This is a genomic window from Singulisphaera sp. GP187, from assembly GCF_900129635.1.
GTDB lineage: Bacteria > Planctomycetota > Planctomycetia > Isosphaerales > Isosphaeraceae > Singulisphaera.
Map to the genome: position 1 here is coordinate 2,245,309 of NZ_FSRB01000001.1, position 16,188 is coordinate 2,261,496.

8 protein-coding genes are annotated in these 16,188 nt (G+C 62.5%); 2 read left to right on the forward strand and 6 right to left on the reverse strand.

All coding sequences use genetic code 11. The features are described from left to right. Nucleotides 1-206 precede the first annotated feature (206 nt). The 5 genes from BUS42_RS08770 to BUS42_RS08790 form a co-directional block, all read right to left on the reverse strand. Nucleotides 207-1,580 carry a 3-keto-disaccharide hydrolase gene (locus BUS42_RS08770; RefSeq protein ID WP_074306582.1) on the reverse strand — a complete coding sequence of 458 codons (1,374 nt, stop codon included), beginning with the start codon at nt 1,578-1,580 and terminating at the stop codon, nt 207-209. Between the two features lie 60 nt (nt 1,581-1,640). Then, nucleotides 1,641-2,558: an alpha/beta hydrolase gene (locus BUS42_RS08775; RefSeq protein WP_074306583.1), complete on the reverse strand. Its 918-nt coding sequence runs from the start codon at nt 2,556-2,558 to the stop codon at nt 1,641-1,643. A 405-nt stretch (nt 2,559-2,963) separates the two neighbouring features. Beyond that, entirely contained in the window at nt 2,964-4,382 is a 1,419-nt protein-coding gene (locus tag BUS42_RS08780) for a DUF1501 domain-containing protein (protein WP_074306584.1), read from the reverse strand. Between the two features lie 46 nt (nt 4,383-4,428). Next, the gene (locus tag BUS42_RS08785; RefSeq protein WP_074306585.1) at nt 4,429-7,272 is read right to left on the reverse strand and encodes a DUF1553 domain-containing protein; all 2,844 of its coding nucleotides are present in this window, start codon (nt 7,270-7,272) and stop codon (nt 4,429-4,431) included. 428 nt (nt 7,273-7,700) lie between these two features. After that, a complete protein-coding gene (locus BUS42_RS08790; protein WP_074306586.1) occupies nt 7,701-8,780 on the reverse strand; it encodes a DUF1559 domain-containing protein in 1,080 nt (359 codons plus the stop codon). A 407-nt stretch (nt 8,781-9,187) separates the two neighbouring features. On the opposite strand from BUS42_RS08790, the gene BUS42_RS08795 reads away from it, so the two are divergent. After that, the gene (locus tag BUS42_RS08795; RefSeq protein ID WP_143206273.1) at nt 9,188-9,760 is read left to right on the forward strand and encodes a sigma-70 family RNA polymerase sigma factor; all 573 of its coding nucleotides are present in this window, start codon (nt 9,188-9,190) and stop codon (nt 9,758-9,760) included. Then, entirely contained in the window at nt 9,757-11,217 is a 1,461-nt protein-coding gene (locus BUS42_RS08800; protein WP_074306587.1) for a FecR domain-containing protein, read from the forward strand. Before BUS42_RS08795 ends, BUS42_RS08800 begins: the two co-directional genes overlap by 4 nt. An 11-nt stretch (nt 11,218-11,228) precedes the next feature. Here the strand turns inward: BUS42_RS08800 and BUS42_RS08805 are convergent, their stop codons facing one another. Further along, nucleotides 11,229-16,070: a PVC-type heme-binding CxxCH protein gene (locus tag BUS42_RS08805; protein WP_254053399.1), complete on the reverse strand. Its 4,842-nt coding sequence runs from the start codon at nt 16,068-16,070 to the stop codon at nt 11,229-11,231. Between the last annotated feature and the right edge of the window lie 118 nt (nt 16,071-16,188).

Below are 16,188 nucleotides of genomic sequence, written 5' to 3' on the forward strand. Positions count from 1 at the left end.
AGGTGGAGGAAGGAGGATTGCAGATCGACCGGGAGAAGGCGGGGCTGCGACAATTGCATCGTATCGAGCAAGAGTTGGCCGGGGCAAGCGACGATCGACTCTTCGAAGCGACTCCCGGCATGAGTCCATGCCGTCGCCGTCGAAACGACTCGACGCGACGGCATGGTTCATTCCTTACGAAATCGAAACTGGGGTGCAGTCAGGGCTCAGGGAAGTTCTCGGATCTTGATATCCTTGAACTCAACCGGTGACCCTTCGGATTCGAGGCAGAGATAGCCCTTGGCGGGCACGGCGCCGCTACCGCCCGACACTTCCTCGCCGTTCACCCAGAGCCGAACCTCACCGTTGATGGCCCGGACGTAGTAATGGTTCCACTCACCGACCCCCTTGCTGAGGTTCTTCCGGGGAAAGCTGCGGGAGCCGTCGGGGGAGAGCGGAGGGAACGGCGTCAACTTGGACGTCCCCACCGGGAAGATGTCTCCATTGGTGGAGAAGAAGGTTCCATCCTTGCCGGTCTGCTTCTTGTAGAGGTCGAAGTAGCCGTGGTCGAGCATCTGCACTTCGATCCCTCCGCGCGGGAGCGTCCCGGGCTTGATCCCCTCCAGGGCGGCTTCGGGAGCCCAGACGAAGATCCCGGAGTTCCCGCCCGAGCGATGGTGCTTCCAACGCGCAACGAGCTCGAAATTCTCGTACGGCTTCGCGCTCCGAGTGACCCCGACCGGTTGCCCGGTGCAGAAGACGCCGCCATCCTTCCAGGTCCAGGTGTCCGGGGCGCCGTTGACGTGGGCGAAGTCGGCTTCGCCCAGCAGCTTCCAACCCGGTCCCGTCCCGTCCAGGAACGCTTTGGGCGGGCTGGACGGATCCTCGGAGTCCGGCAGATCCTGGATCCGGATGTTCCGCCAGCGCACTTCCATCGGTTCGGTCTTGTCGCCAACGCCGTGGACCTGGAGCGCGATGAAGCCGGTCGGGGTCATCGAGTCGGTCAGGTCGGCGGCCGGCACTCCATTGAGCCAGGTCTTGATCGAATCGCCCTTGGCCTCGATTCGAAACGTGTTCCAGTCGTTGTGCTTGAACGCCTTCTGGGCCGGTTCATTCTTCTCGAGGTTGTTCAGCCAGCCTCGGCGGCCTTCGTCGTAGATTCCACCCGTCCAGGCGCGGGGGGTGGTATCGATTTCCACCTGGTAGCCGTGGACCCGACCGGCCGGAATTTTCAGCACCTTATCATTAGCCGTGACTTCCTGATTCCGGTCGTAGCTATGGCTGCGAATCTGAACACCCGAGTTGAGTCCATCCTGAACCTTGAATTCCAGTTCGAGGATGAAATTTCCGTGGTAGCCCGTGGTGCAGAGGAATGAGTTGCCGGTCTTCGGGACCGTGGTACCGACAATCTCACCATTGTCGATCCGGTAATTCGCCTTCCCCCCCTGCTGGACCCAACCCGCGAGGCTCTTGCCATTGAACAGCTCGACCCACTTCTCGGTCGACGGCTCGACGGCCCGGCCGCTCGAACCGACCCCCAGAATGCCGAGCACCGCAAGGCCCACGGCCAGCGGGCCAATCTGTCTTGAGAAATTCCGCACGCGTCGTTCCTTTCGAGGGGAGAGGGAATCAATCCTGTCACTTGAAGTTTTCAATATTCTTCAATTTGCGGATTTGAAAATCCCGGCCGACTTCATCCAGGCTTCGGCTCGAAGGGGCCAGGACGAGACGAGATCCTTGGAGGGCCGCAGGCCATAGCCATGTCCACCGCGCGGGTAGAGGTGCATCTCGACCGGCACGTTCGCCTGCTTCAAGGCGAGGTAGTAGACGATGCTCGACTCAACCCGAACGCCATCGTCCTCGGTCTGTACCAGGAACGTGGGAGGCGTCTGCGCATCCACCTTCACGGGAGGAGCGAGCGCATCGTCCTTGGTCGCCAGGTAGGCTGGATAGACCAGGAGGGTGAAATTCGGCCGGGAGCTGAGTCGATCGGCATCGTCCCCGAGTTCATAGGTCCGTGGCATGGAGTCGGTGCTCAAGAGAGCGGCCAGATGCCCGCCGGCCGAGAATCCGAGGACGCCGATCCGATCGGGGTCGAGCTTCCATTCCTGAGCGCGATGTCGGATCAGGCGAAGCGCCCGCTGGGCGTCCTGGATGGGTGCCTCGTGCCGTTCACGTCCGGCATGGGCCGGTACGCGATACTTCAAGACGACGGCGGTCACCCCCAGCGTGTTGAGCCACTCCGCGACCTCGGTTCCCTCCTTGTTGTAGGCCAGAATCTTGTAGGCCCCGCCGGGGCAGATCAAGACGGCCGCGCCGGTGTTCTGCTCCGGCTTGGGCCGGTAGACGGTGATCGTGGGCCGCGTGACGTCGGTAATCCGGATCGTCGAATCGCCTGGTTTGAGCGGTTGTTGCGCCTCGTGGTCGACGTCGCGACTCTCGCCGGGCGCACCGGACGGCCAGAGGAGAATCGGGGCAAGTGCCTTCGCCTCTTCAGCCCGGCTAGCGAGCGGCTGCAGCAGCAGGAGAAAGCCCAGCGCGGTCGCGATCGGCCCGTAACAACGCAACGAATGGTGCATCGGAGTTGTTCCTCGGCCCTAGGGAACGTCCCGAATCAGGCGATCCGGGACGATCACGCGCTGGGGTGGCATGGTCTCGCATGGCGTACGATCCGAAGGAGGGGGCATGGACCACCCGCCGCGGGAAGGTTCTTCGTCCGCTTGTTTTCCCATCGTTCCAGCGAAAACGCAAGGGTCGAGATTCTTCGGCCGTACCTAATTCGCCGTCGTCCGCCGAATGGTTCCTCTGACGATCATTCGCCAACCAGGCATCCTGCCTCTTCCCGTAGTAACAAGGCCGGCCCGGTCGTTGGGGAATGCCCCCGGTGGTTCACCAGGCGCGATTCCTCAACGGCCGGGCCGGCCTTTGCGATTTTTTTAAGCATCCCCACGAAGTGGCGGGCTGGCGGGTCGTCGGCCGAGGGTTCAGACAAGGATTTCTTCGACGACACGGCCGTGGACGTCGGTGAGTCGGAAGTCGCGGCCACTGTAGCGGTAGGTCAACTGTTCATGGTTGAGCCCGAGCAAGTGGAGAATGGTGGCGTGAAGGTCGTGCATGTGGACCCGGTCCTCGACGGCCATGTGCCCGAGTTCATCGGTCGCGCCGAAGGCGAAGCCCGGCTTGACCCCGGCCCCGGCCAGCCAAACGGTAAAACCGTTGGGGTTGTGGTCCCGGCCCGTTCCCTTCCCTTGGGCGTACGGGGTCCGGCCAAATTCGCTCCCCCACCAAACGAGCGTGTCGTCGAGCAAGCCCCGCCGCTTCAGATCGGCCAGCAACCCGGCGATCGGCCGATCGACGTTCTTGGCGTGGACGGCGTGCTGAGGCATATTTGAGTGTTGATCCCAGGCGGGATTGGCGGTGCTGTCGCCGTAGGTCACCTGGATGAATCGGACCCCGGACTCACAGAGACGGCGGGCCATCAAGCACTGCCTGCCGAAGTTGTCGGTCGACGACTGGCTGATCCCGTAGAGATCCAAGGTCTCCTGCGACTCACCCTTGGTGTCGAGGACTCCCGGGGCATTGTTCTGCATCCGCCAGCCCAGCTCGTAGGAGGCGATGATCGCCTCGACTTCGGAGTCAGCGGGAGTCCGGCCCAGTTGCTCGGCGTTCAACTCGCGGAGGAGGCCGAACTGCCTGCGCTGATCGGCCGGCGAGAGCACGGCGTTGCCGAGGTTGCGGATCGTGGCCTGCTCGGCCGCACCCCCGGCGCGGCCGAGAGCGGTCCCCTGATACATCGCGGGGAGAAACGCATTCCCATAATTCCGAGCGCCACCATTGCCCGCCGACGGGCCGATGGAGACGAATCCCGGGAGGTTTTCATTTTCCGATCCGAGCCCGTAGAGGATCCAGGATCCCATCGAGGGGCGGACGACATTCGTGGCGCCGCAATGCAGGAAGAGAGTCGCCGGCCCGTGCGCAACCCCCTCGGTATGCATCGAGTGGATAAAGCAGAGATCATCCACGTGCGCGTTGGTCTCGGGAAAGAGGTCCGACGCCCACCGCCCGCTCTGGCCGTGCTGGGCGAACTTCCACAACGGCTTCATGACACTCTGAGACGAACCGCGTTTGCCGGTATTGGCCAGCACCCGGGCGTCGTCAAACGCCAGGCTCTTGCCGTCGTTCTTCTCGAGGCTCGGTTTGTAGTCGTAGGAGTCGACCTGGCTCACCCCCCCCTGCATGAACAGGAAGATCATCCGCTTGGCACGCGGCGCGAAGTGCGGAATCCGCGGGGCCAGCGGGTTGAGCGACTCCGCCGCCGCACGCTCCGCGGCGAGACCGGCAAGTGCCAGATAGCCGAACCCACAGGCAGAGCTACGCAGCATCTCGCGACGACTGATCGGCATATCCACGTTATCCACCTCCAACGGGCGATGGAGCCAGTCTCTTGATTTAGTTCACGTAACGAAAGTCGATGGAGGCGAACACCGCCTGAAAGAGCAAGGCCCATGAGCCTTCGTCGGTCGGCGTCCCTTCCTTCGCATTCTGAGCGAGGAACGAGAGACCGATCCGCCGCTCCGACTCCGTCGGCTTCCGCCCGAGGGCAAGCTCGTAAATCCGGTCGATGCGACCGCCGTCGTCCAGCCCGGGCCGGGCCAGAAGTCGGCGGGCCGCTCGCTTCGACTGCTCGAGCACGAACGGGTGATTCAGCAAGAACAAGGCCTGGGGAGCGACTGTGCTCACGTTCCGCCGGCCAACGACCATGCTCGGGTCGGCGAAGTCGAACACCTCGAACAGCTCCGGAAGTGCATTCCGAAACACGGGTGAATAGACGCTCCGGCGTTTCTCCTCATGCGCGAACCCGTAGTCCGCGGCGAGATCCGACCGGAACGACGAACCCTTCATTTGCGGGTCGAGCGTTCCGCTGACGCTGAGGATCGTATCCTGAATACACTCGGCGTCGAGCCTGCGACGGCTCATCTTCCCGAGGAGGCGGTTCTCCGGGTCGGCGGCCAACGCCTTGGGCTCGTCAACCGAGGAGAGACGATAAGTGCGGGAAAGCACGAGGCGGCGGATCAGCGTTTTGACGGACCACCCCTCCTCCATGAACTGGAGGGCGAGCTGGTCCAGCAGCTCGGGATGAGTCGGAGTCTCCCCCGTGGTACCGAAGTTGTCGGTCGTCCGCACGAGTCCCGTGCCGAAGAGCCAGTGCCAGACGCGGTTGACATAGACACGAGCGGTCAGCGGGTTCCGTTCATCGGCCAGCCAGTCGGCGAGCTCGCGCCGGCCACTCTCGTGACTCGGCATCGTCGGAGCGTTGCCGTAAGTCGCCACGGTCAGCACACCGCGCGGAGCCGGCTCACCCAAGGTGTGGACGTTCCCCCGGACATGGACCCGAATGTCCTCGATCTCGGGGACTTCCTCAACCCCCATGAAGAGGTCCCGCGTCGGCCCCTCGGCCTTCAGTTGCTTGAGCTCCTTCTCCAACCGCGTGACAAGCCGGGCCGCCTCCCGCGCCGCTTTGTCGACGGGTTTCGACGGATTGGCCACGGCGCCCGGATCCGTCGGAATGAAGAGAACGGCATCGGCCGTGACGTGGCCGGTCGTTCCTTCGTTGGAGATCATCACATAGCCTTGACCGTTGTTCTCGAACCGATAGCGACCGAGCGAAATATAGCGGTCATCGATCGGCGGGGCCACCGACATATCGACGTTGACCATCGTGTCGCCGTCGGCGCTCAGGATCGCGACGGGCACGGCCTTCGAGCGGCCGGAGCCGGGCGAATAAGCCAGCCAGACGTCATACGTGCCCGCAGTCTTGAGCTCGGGCATGAAGGTGAGGGTCTTCTCCCCCTTGCCAGTGTTCATGTCATCAAGATAGCCTGTGGCGATGTAAGACTGCGAGCGCTGCGACACATGCCACGCGCCCACCTTCTTGGCCTGAGAGTCGTCAACCACGACCCCCGGCAAGTCACTGATGGCGAACACAGGCTTTTTGACGTTCCCCTTGTTCGATCCGACCTTGCCACGGGCCGCCTTGATCTGGGTCTCGAGCGCGGCGAGACGCTGATCGTGCGCCTTGAGAATGCGTTCCCGTTCGCCAATCACCGGCAATGGGCGTTCGAGCCATGCCGACACGTTGGCATGTTCCAACGTCTTCGTGTTTCGCAAGATGCCGGCTATGGCATAGTAGTCGCGAGTTGGGATTGGGTCGAACTTGTGGTCGTGACACCGTGCGCAGCCGATCGTCTGGCCGAGGAACGCCTTGCCGATGGTGTCGACCTGTTCATCCACGACGTCCATGACGAGTTGCGGTTTGTCCTGCTCCTCGAGGTTCGTATTGCCGAGGGTGAGAAACGAGGTTGCGATCAGCTTCTCGCGGCGATCGTCGAGATTCGCCGCGGGCAGCAGGTCGCCGGCCACTTGCTCGCGGACGAAGCGGTCGTAGGGCATGTCATTGTTAAACGCGTCGATCACAAAGTCGCGAAACCGCCAGGCCTGCTTGAAGACCAGGCCGCGCAGCGTGAGCGACTCGGCATAGCGAACGACGTCGAGCCAATGCCGGCCCCACCGCTCGCCGAAATGAGGGGAGGCGAGCAGACGATCCACGAGCGACTCATAGGCCATCGGCGACGGATCATTCACGAACGCGTCGACTTCTTCAGGCGTGGGGGGCAACCCAATGAGGTCGAAATAGAGTCGACGCGCCAGCGTGGCCCGATCGGCGTCGCGAACCGGCTTGAGCCCTCGCGACTCGAGCGCGGCCAGTATGAAATGGTCAAGCTCTCCGCTCGGCCAGGCCCGGTCCTTGACGTCGGGAGCCGCGACCCGGCGGGGAGGTTTGTACGCCCAGAACGAGCGTCCGTTCTCGACACTCATCCTGGTCAGGGCCTTCGACTTCGCCTTACCCGCCTCCGTCGTCACAACCCGCGGGTCGGGCAGCCCGATCTTGATCCAGCGCTCGAAGTCGGCCACAACCGCCTCGGAGAGCTTCGATTTGGGCGGCATCGCGATCCCGTCGTGCCGCAAGGCGTCCAACAAGGGACTCTCCTCGGGCTTCCCAGGCACGACGGCCGGGCCCGAGTCGCCTCCGGTCAGCAGCCCAGCACGCGAGTCGAGGCGAAGCCCCCCCTTGAGCGCCTTGGCGTCGGCCGAGTGACAGGAATAGCACTCCTTGACCAGCACGGGCCGGATCTTTTGCTCGAAAAACGCAACGCCGTCCGGGTCGGCCGCACTCGAGACCAAAGGCGCGACGAGCCAAACGAGGCATCCGCCCAACAAGCCCGTTGCCTTCATGCCAGGAGTCCTCAGGCGGGTAATCGGTGGGGACGTTTCGCGGGGGGAACAATCGGTTCCTCTTGATTAGAGCCGGATCCGCCTGGTTTGGACAAGAAAGTAGCGGGCCTCGGTCATTTTCCAAGAGACACCGTACCGGCCAGAGCGGTCATCCGGAAACGCTTGGCACGGCCAGCGTGGGCGGGAATGAAGTCGGCATTGGGCCGGCGAGGCCGTTCGCGGAGTGATGCCTCGTGTTCCCTACCCAAGCCTGGAATGCGACTCCGGAAGCGAACCGGGTCGAGAACGCCCCCTTGGGAAAGGGGACGAAAACCGTTTCGAGGGCGGTCGTGAATCGGCGGGATGAAAGCCGAATGCCGCCGGTCAAGCCAGGCGGCACCCCGCAGACAGATGTCGGATTATGCCAACACAGATGAACGCGACTCGGCTCAGTACGCGTCGGAACTAATGACCTCACCCCCGCCCATGGTAGCGATGGCGCCGTAGGTCCCTGGATCGACAGTGTTTTTGATGAATCGAACCGACCCATCAATAAACGCCATGTTGACGCCGCCCGAGTGGTTCGACGAGGCCGATATCATATTATTGTATATATAAATAATATTCACGCCATTCGGCGACGCCGTGTCCTGCCCCTGCCCCATGCACGACTTCGAGTTCGGGGGATTGACGTGGCTGTACCCACCCCCTTCGAGGAGACCTTGAGACAGCCAACTGAATCCCCTGGTGTTCATGACACTGAGGGTCTTTGAGCCCTGGCAAGTTGTCTTACTGATACTGCTCAGGTTCGCGCCGAACGATCCCAGATTTGGGTTGGCGGGGGAGGTGGTGTTAATCGCGACCGTCGCCACATAAACCGACGACGGACCGACCAGTGAGGAGGAGTTGCCCATCAGGCCCTCACTGAAGATCGCCGTGTTCGAGGTGCCGTCGACGATCTTGGCCAACGTCACTTCTGTCCCATAGTTGACGGTTGAACTCGGGTTCGGGCTCCCCATGATGTACGCAGGTCCATCAAAGACGCCGCCGCTGAGTGTGAACAGGGTTCCGAGATTGTTGAAATAATTGGTATCGCCGAAGTCCAGGCCATTGTACGAGGTGCCGACACGGACAACCTTGTTCGAGTCCGAGGGACAGAGAAAGGTCGCAATCTTCGTACCACCTGCCGTGGGGTGCTCGGCGGCGTTGAAGCCGAAGCTGTGATTCAATGCGTTATAGACGGTCTGTTGCTCCATGAAGGGAAGAAGCCGCGCCTTCATCGAAAAGTCGTTCCTCGGACCGATACCGGCCGGAAATGTCGGATTCATGGCGTGAGGAGGGATCGAGCCATTGACATCGACATAGTTCTGGATCGCCAGACCGATCTGCTTCAGGTTGTTGACGCACTGGCTTCGGCGCGCGGCCTCACGCGCGGCCTGAACCGCGGGTAAAAGCAGCGCGATTAGAACCGCAATGATGGCGATCACGACAAGCAACTCGATGAGCGTAAATCCTCGACGTCGATTCATGACCAGTCCCTTCCGATATGGATGAGTCAGAGAAACAGGGCTTCCGTGAAGTCCTGCATGCCGCGCCCCACTTACAATCAGGGATTCCTCGTCCGCACCATCCGATGAAGACGGATTCTCGAATCCCCCCGCAGAGAACCACAACCAAAATCGAGGTCAAACGCAACGCGTACAGACCATCGACCAGGTTCGCCGTTCCATGGATCGAAGTAGCGGCAACAGATTGAAGAGAAGATAACCCACTAAAGACAGTGCCGAAACCGGACAGATTGGACACTGAAAATCGCAATTATTCTAAATCATAATAGGGTAATGGCTTAGATTCCAAGATTACGCAAGCCACCTCAGATTTGTCCAAAATTGTCTTTTGGGGCACTTTGTTTTATAAGTGAAGCGAGGAGGATGGCATGCTGAATTTCCATGAAACCAAATCCGACGGCGAAAAAGCGGTCCCGTCCTCGTCGGAACGGGTGGACGAGTTCGTCCGACTGCTCGGCCAAAATCAGCGCAAGGTTTTTGTGTTTGTGATGAGCATGGTGCCCAGTCTGAACGACGCCGAGGAGATCATTCAGGAGACGAATCTTCTGCTCTGGCGGGAGTTTGACCATTTTCAGAGTGGCACCAATTTCGCCGCTTGGGCCTGCCGGGTCGCCCTGAACCAGACGATGGCCTGGCGGAAGCGGAAGCGGCGCGACCGGCTCGAATTCACTCCCGAGTTCCTGGAAGCGATCGCCGCCGAGTCGACCGCCGAGGCGGATCGACTCGAGGAGCGCACCCGTGCACTGGCTCATTGCATTGAAAAACTCCCCGAGCCTCACCGTCGTCTCCTCCGCACCCGATACGGCGAGAGCCGGGGGGTCGAGGTGATCGGTCAGGAACTTGGCCGGACCGTGGCGGCCGTCTACCGCTCGCTGAGCCGGATCCGTCACACGCTTCATGACTGTGTGACCCAGACACTGACGCAAGGACAACGAACATGAGCGGGCGTTGGGATGAACTTCAAGCGCTTTGCGAAGCAGCCATTGAGGAGCGGTTGACCGTCGACTCCGCGGCTCGGCTCGAATCGCTGGTCTTGAGCGACCCCGATGCTCGACGGTTTTACGTCGAGTACCTCCATCAGCATGCCTCGCTGCACTGGGCGGCGGCCGAGCCCGCGTTTCTGCCAGCGACCTTGTCGTTGGTGGGGGGAGACCAATCCCCCTTGAAGACGCCTCGGGACACTTCGCGCCGGGGTCCGCGGCAATCGCTCCGGATCGCCGGTCTGGCGGCAGCGGCCGCGTTGTTGTTGGGACTCGGGATCGGTCTGAATCCATGGCGCGTCCGGACACCGCCCACGGTGGCCACGCTCGCCGAGGCGAAAGCCTGCAAGTGGGACGGAGGATCGCTGCCGACGGTGTCGGGAGCAAAACTCCCGGCCGGCCGGTTGCGCCTGGCGGAGGGGCTGGCCAAGATCACCTTTGCCAACGGCGCGGAGATCACCCTGGAAGCGCCCGCGGACCTGGAACTGGTCACTCCGGACCATTGCGTCTTGCACGCGGGGCGGCTCGTCGCCAAAGTGCCCCCCGACGCCATTGGGTTCACGGTGAAAACGCCCACCGCCTTGATCGAGGATCTCGGCACCGCCTTCGGTGTCAACGTCGTCAAGGGTAAGGCGGCCGACGTCCAAGTCTTTGAGGGCCTGGTGGACGTCCACCATCTCAAGACCGGTAAACTCGCGCACATGCGGAGCGGGGAAAACCTGCGATTCTCGCCCGATTCGTTCGCGAGGTTCAACCCGATGGTCGAACGACCCTCGGCCGATCGCGACCTCAAACGGGGCGACGCGGAAACCCGATTACTCCAGATTTCCACAGCCACCGGGCGCGGCAAAGACGCTTATATTCGTCGACCCATCCCGATGGGAAATGGCCCAGAAGCCTTGCTCCTCGTCAAAAACACCACCAATGACGACTACGGGAGAAAGGCCTATCTCGGGATGGACCTTTCACCCATCGCCGACCTCAAGGTTGTCGAGGCGACACTCAGTCTCACGTTTGCCCCAAGCGAGCTAGGGTTCGCCTCCGAGGTGCCCGATGCAACGTTCAGCGTGTACGGCCTGAGTGACGAATCGCTCGACGGTTGGGGAGAGGATTCGATTCGCTGGGAAAATGCTCCGGCCAACCTTTCGGGAGGCGCGGCGCTCGCCCTCGACAAGGTCGTCTTGCTGGGTCGGTTTGAGATCATCCAAGGCGTACTCAGCGGTACCCGTTCGATCGCGGGGCAAGCCTTGGCCGACTTCCTGAACCAGGACACCAACGGCATGGCCACACTCATCATCGTCCGCGAGACGAAGGGGAGCGGTCGCATGGATCTGGTCCATGGGTTTGCCGGCAGGCACCACCCCCAACTCCTGCCTCCGACGCTCAAACTCACGACGGTGCCGCGGTCGAGCCCGTGACGATGACATGTTCATTTCTCCGGCTCGACCAGTCCCGGCAATGAGCCAACATCGAGCTTCTCGTCCCCCGCGACTTTTGCGGGGGACGCCAGCACGAAGGACGCCAGGTCGGCCAACTCCTGCGGGGTCAGCTTCGACCCGAGCCCCTCGGGCATGAGCGACTTGCCGGTGCTGGTCAACTCGTCGATCTGACTCCGAAGGATCACATCCTCAACCCCATCCGCCCGGCGGATGGTGACGCTCGAAGCCGTCTCCGACGCGATCAAGCCGGTGAAGACACGCCCGCCGCGATCGCCCAGGATGTATTGCACATAGTTGGGGGCCACGAAACGATTGGGCTCAAGAACGTGGGTAAGGAACGATTCAGGCTCACGGAACTGGGTGGTGGTGAGGTCCGGGCCGACGGCGTGCCCCTTGTCGCCGACCTTGTGACAGGTCATACACTGTTTTATGAAAACCTCTTCGCCGCGGCGCCGATCGCCGGTCGGCTTCAGCGCCGCCTTGATTGTGGCTTGCAGATCGCTGGACAGAACGGCCTGCTCCTTTCCAAACGCAACGCGGGCCAGGGCGGCAAGCTCCTCGTTCTTGTGATTGACGAGCAGCGGGCGCCGCGCCTGGTCGATCTGACCAGGATCAACGGCCCCCGACGCCATCGCCTTGAGCAATGCCAAGGTCCAGGATTCACGGGCCAGGAGCGTTGCAACCGCCTCGGTACGAACCGACGGGACGAGTTGTCGATTGTTGGCAAGGATAAGCTCGGCGATTTGCGGCTCGTCGAAGCCGGCCAGGGCACGCAGTGACGCGATTTGGACGGCCTCGGGCTGGCGCGGGTCGATCAAGGGAGCCAGCGGAGCGTGGACGAGGGGAAACGGTCCGCAAGCCAGGAGCTCGATCGCTTTCAGCCGACGACCGACCTCCAGGGCGTCATTCCCCGTCTCTTTGATGGCTTGATCGAAGACTCCGGCGACGAAATGGTCCAGCTTGGTGGCGGGAGGCTCAATGATGCTCAGGTGTCCCCCCGCCTGTCTTACACTGCCGCCCAGCGCCAGGAAGAGCGCCTTCGCCAGCGCGGAGTCGGTGGAGTCGTCCGCGTGCGACGCGATGGTTGCCAGGGTGCGTTGGATCTCGTCCGGTTGCCGCCGAGCACCGATGATTCCGGCGAGCTGAACCAAAAACGCCTGCCCGGTCGGGTCAGTCGCAAACCTTCGATCGTTCGCCAGGTCGGTGAGAAGCGAGTGGGCCACAGGCGCCGAGGAGCTCAGAACCGCCAGCCTCATCCAGGAGTTGGCGGAATCACGGTGTGCGATCGCGGCGAGGGGAACCGCCGTGAGCGACTGGTTCGATGCGCCCAGATGAAGCGCGACCGTGAACCTGACGCGGACGTCGGGGTCGTTGGCATGGTCGGAGACGGCCGCGAACACCGCGGGCGATCGGTCGAGTTGCGGCTCAGCCAGGCGGATCGCTTGCACCACGACCCGCGGTGAGGGATCCGCCATCGCGGCAAGTAAGTCGGCCGCGGTCAACGCCTGCAATCCATCAAGTGACCAGAGCGCATGGATTCGTGTCACCGGTTGCTTGCCCGCGGCCAGGAGTCGGCGAAGGGAGGGTACGATCGACCGATCCTGTCGCTCGAAGATCAGCCGATGCGCCGTCTCGCGCCACCAGCTATTCGGATTCTCGAGGACCGCGACGAGTTCTTCCGTAGTTGCAGAACCGAGACGCGGAGTTGGAGGGGGTTGAAAGCCCACGGGGGCGATCCGGTAGATCCGGCCTTGGTCGCGTCCTCGTCGCAGGTCGAGGTGCTCCATGACGTCGAGCGGGATGTGGATCGCCTCGATAATCTCGCGGCTCATATCCAGGACGTGCAGCGTGCCATCAGGCGCGTTGAGCAAATTCACCGGCCGGAACCAGTTGTCCGACGACCGGACGAACTCGGTCTTCTCATCAACCCGACTGGATGTAAACGTCGGTCCATTGGGCTTGAGCCGCATCCGATGAATCAGGTTGTTCTGAGCATCGCTGACGAAGACGTCTCCGTAGAACGCTTCCGGGTAGGCCGCACCGCGGTAGACGGTGACCCCCGAGGCGGCGTCCACCACATGGTGGCTGGCCCCCGCGGAATCCGCCGACCGCTCGCCGTGGGCAATCCGCCGGCTCGAGCGGATCTGCCTCCAGCCTTCAAGCGGACTGATCCGAAAGATCGGCACGTTCCCCCCGCCCACGTTCTCGAGCGCCGAGGCGACCGGGAGGAACGGGTTTCGTGCCAGCGCATCGAGTGGGAGAACCGCGTGCATCAGGGGACGCGACTCGCTGCAAAGAAAACGGTTCCCATCGTCGTCGAACGTGTTGCCGAACTGAACTGTCCCGGTGATCGCCTCGAGCGCCTCGTTCCTCGGGTCAAACCGAAAGTCCTTGCCGGCGAGCGCGACCGCGGGCGCATTCGGGTCGGTTGCGGACTTGATGGTCCCGCCGTTCACCGAAGTCGAGCCGTAGATCCTGTGGTCGAGCCCAAAGGTCAAGTTGTTCAGCATGCCTTGCTCGTTGCCGGTGCCGAATCCGGTATAAACCTTTCGGCGCACGTCGGCGTGGTGGTCGCCATCCGTGTCCTTCATGTACCAGATCTCCGGCGGCGAGGTCACGAAGACTCCCCCCTTCCAAGGGGCGATTCCCGCCGCCCAGAGCAGGCCGTCGGCAAAGACGTGGCTCTCATCGAACTGGCCGTCGCCATCGAGGTCACGCAGGAGGCGGATCGCGCCGAGCGGTTTTTGACCCGCTCTGGGCTTGAACGGGTAGTCCGTCATCTCGGCGACGTACAGGTTGCCGTTCTCGTCGAACGCACCTGCGACCGGGCTGTGGATCAGAGGCTCGGCCGCGACCAGCTCCATGCGGAACCCATCGATGACCTCAAACGTATTGAGCGCCTCGGCGGCGGGTTTCGGGTGGAGTGGCTTCAAGAATTCGCCCAGAGCTTCCTTGGTGTGCGTTCGAGCGCTGGGATCGATCCGCGCCGGGGTCTCGGCTTCGATCCAGGCGGCGGGAACCCCCTCGGCGCCCAGGCCGCCCCGCTCGCGAATCTTAGTCAAGATGTCGCGCGACTTCTGGAAGTAGTCGAGAACCTTCGCCTTTTCCGGAAAGTCGCGGGTGCGATGCGTCTCCATCTGGCCGTCGAGCTTGCCCACCAGGGTATCGAGGTCGGACCGGTTGAAGGGAGCCTTACCGTCGAGATAGACGTAAACCGGATTGGTATGTGACTCGGCATCGGGCGAACCCGTGCTCGCGGTCCCGAACGCTCGGGCGGCGATCCAGGATGAAGACTCGAGCGCAACTTCCCGGTTCAACTCGAGCCAGTTTCCCTGCCCTTGGTGCGCCGGGATTTTGAGTTCCTCAAGCACGCGGCCGTTGACGATCAGTTGCAGATTCGTCACCGGGGCGACCGCCGAGAGCACCCTGACCTGGGCACGGACTTTTCGAGGAGCGGTTCCCTCATTCTGGATCAAGGCGCCTGGCCGCTGCCCGTCCACTTCGAGGAGGAGCAGCGGGCCGGTCGTCACGAAGCTGCGGCCCTCGGAGGTCGCTCGGAGCCAGCCGGCGAAGTCGGGGGCGTCGGCGCCGTTGCGAGCCGAGTAGGTGATACTGTCCCCGAGCTTGCGACAGGCGGGGTAGTCGCTTGCCCCAACGCAGGGAAAGCGGTAGCCGATGTTGAGGATCCGATACCAGTCGTCGATCCCGATCCCTCGATAAACGCCGAACTGGAGGAGCTCGACACCGTCGAGATCCCCTTGAACGTAGTCCGCGTAGATCGACTGGGCGTAACCTCCGTGGGCCATGATCGCAAACCCACCGCGCCGCCTCGTCCACGGCCAGCGCACATCAAATTGCTTGAAATCAAGGGTTTTCTGCGAATTCTGTCGTAGAAAATCGGCTTCTTCTGAGGCCAAACGGCCGACTTTTCCCTGGAAACATGGGCAATTTGATGTGCGCTGGCCGTGCCGCCTCGTCTCACGTGAGACAAGGCCGTACAGCGGCCAGTTATTGGCGTTCAGGCTCTGGCCCTCGAGGACCAGATCGTCACGAAGGAACAGGTTCAAGTGCCCATACGTCGAGCTGCGATACTCCTGGCCTGAAAGGATCCGAAAGTCGCCACGACGACGCTCGGACTTCGACCCGAGCCCGCGGAGCTGGGGATAGTCGAGCCGCTCGCGAACTCCGACGTAAGGGCCGGCCGGCTCGTTGTATCCGAGCGGGCTGCCATAGCGGATATCCTCCGCTTCCAGCAAGTCGAAGATCACCTGGTCGTCCGCGTCATTCTCTCGCTTAAAGTGCAGATGGGTATCGCCTGAGTCATATCCCTGCGCAGCCATGTCGACCGACCGCTCCAGGGCGATCGATACCTGCCTCCGCTCGCCCGCGACGACCCGGGTGCTGAACGTCTGCGGCCGATACTCGAACCCCTTCCACACTTCGACCCGGACCGCGCCCGGCGGGACAGCGATTTCCACCTTCCCCAGGCTGTAGAAAAACCGTCCGAGGTAACGGATTGGCGCCTTTCCCTGACGATTCCCTTTACCGCTTTTCGGCCATTCACCCGTGAAGCTGTAGGGCGTAAGCGGACCGTCCGCCGGCTGATAGTACTGGCCGTCGGCCCCGATGACGTTGAGCCGGCAAGGGGTGGGGCTCCCCTTGGTTTTGTCCAGGACCACGATTTCCAGATGCGCCCTCGAGTCTTCGGGGGCGATCGCGACAAGGCCGGGGCGATCGAAGCCCGACGGCGTGAAGATCAGGGACTCAACGTCAGCGGGGGCCGCGGCCGTCAGAGCGACGGCGACGGCCCAGCTTGCGGCAAGTCGACTCACTGAGTTTTTGAGAAAGCACCCGACAAGGCGGGGCTCACGAGGAAGGGATGATGGGGTGTTCATCGTGATCGCCAGGTGGGTGGATCGATCGAGAGCGGTTTTCGGAGGCCTGGTACCG

What these genes read in the sequence shown, in the direction of transcription:
- BUS42_RS08775 (WP_074306583.1), bottom strand. Translation starts at nt 2,558, where the DNA reads ATGCACCATTCGTTGCGTTGTTACGGGCCGATCGCGACCGCGCTGGGC.
- BUS42_RS08780 (WP_074306584.1), bottom strand. Translation starts at nt 4,382, where the DNA reads ATGCCGATCAGTCGTCGCGAGATGCTGCGTAGCTCTGCCTGTGGGTTC.
- BUS42_RS08785 (WP_074306585.1), bottom strand. Translation starts at nt 7,272, where the DNA reads ATGAAGGCAACGGGCTTGTTGGGCGGATGCCTCGTTTGGCTCGTCGCG.
- BUS42_RS08790 (WP_074306586.1), bottom strand. Translation starts at nt 8,780, where the DNA reads ATGAATCGACGTCGAGGATTTACGCTCATCGAGTTGCTTGTCGTGATC.
- BUS42_RS08795 (WP_143206273.1), top strand. Translation starts at nt 9,188, where the DNA reads ATGCTGAATTTCCATGAAACCAAATCCGACGGCGAAAAAGCGGTCCCG.
- BUS42_RS08800 (WP_074306587.1), top strand. Translation starts at nt 9,757, where the DNA reads ATGAGCGGGCGTTGGGATGAACTTCAAGCGCTTTGCGAAGCAGCCATT.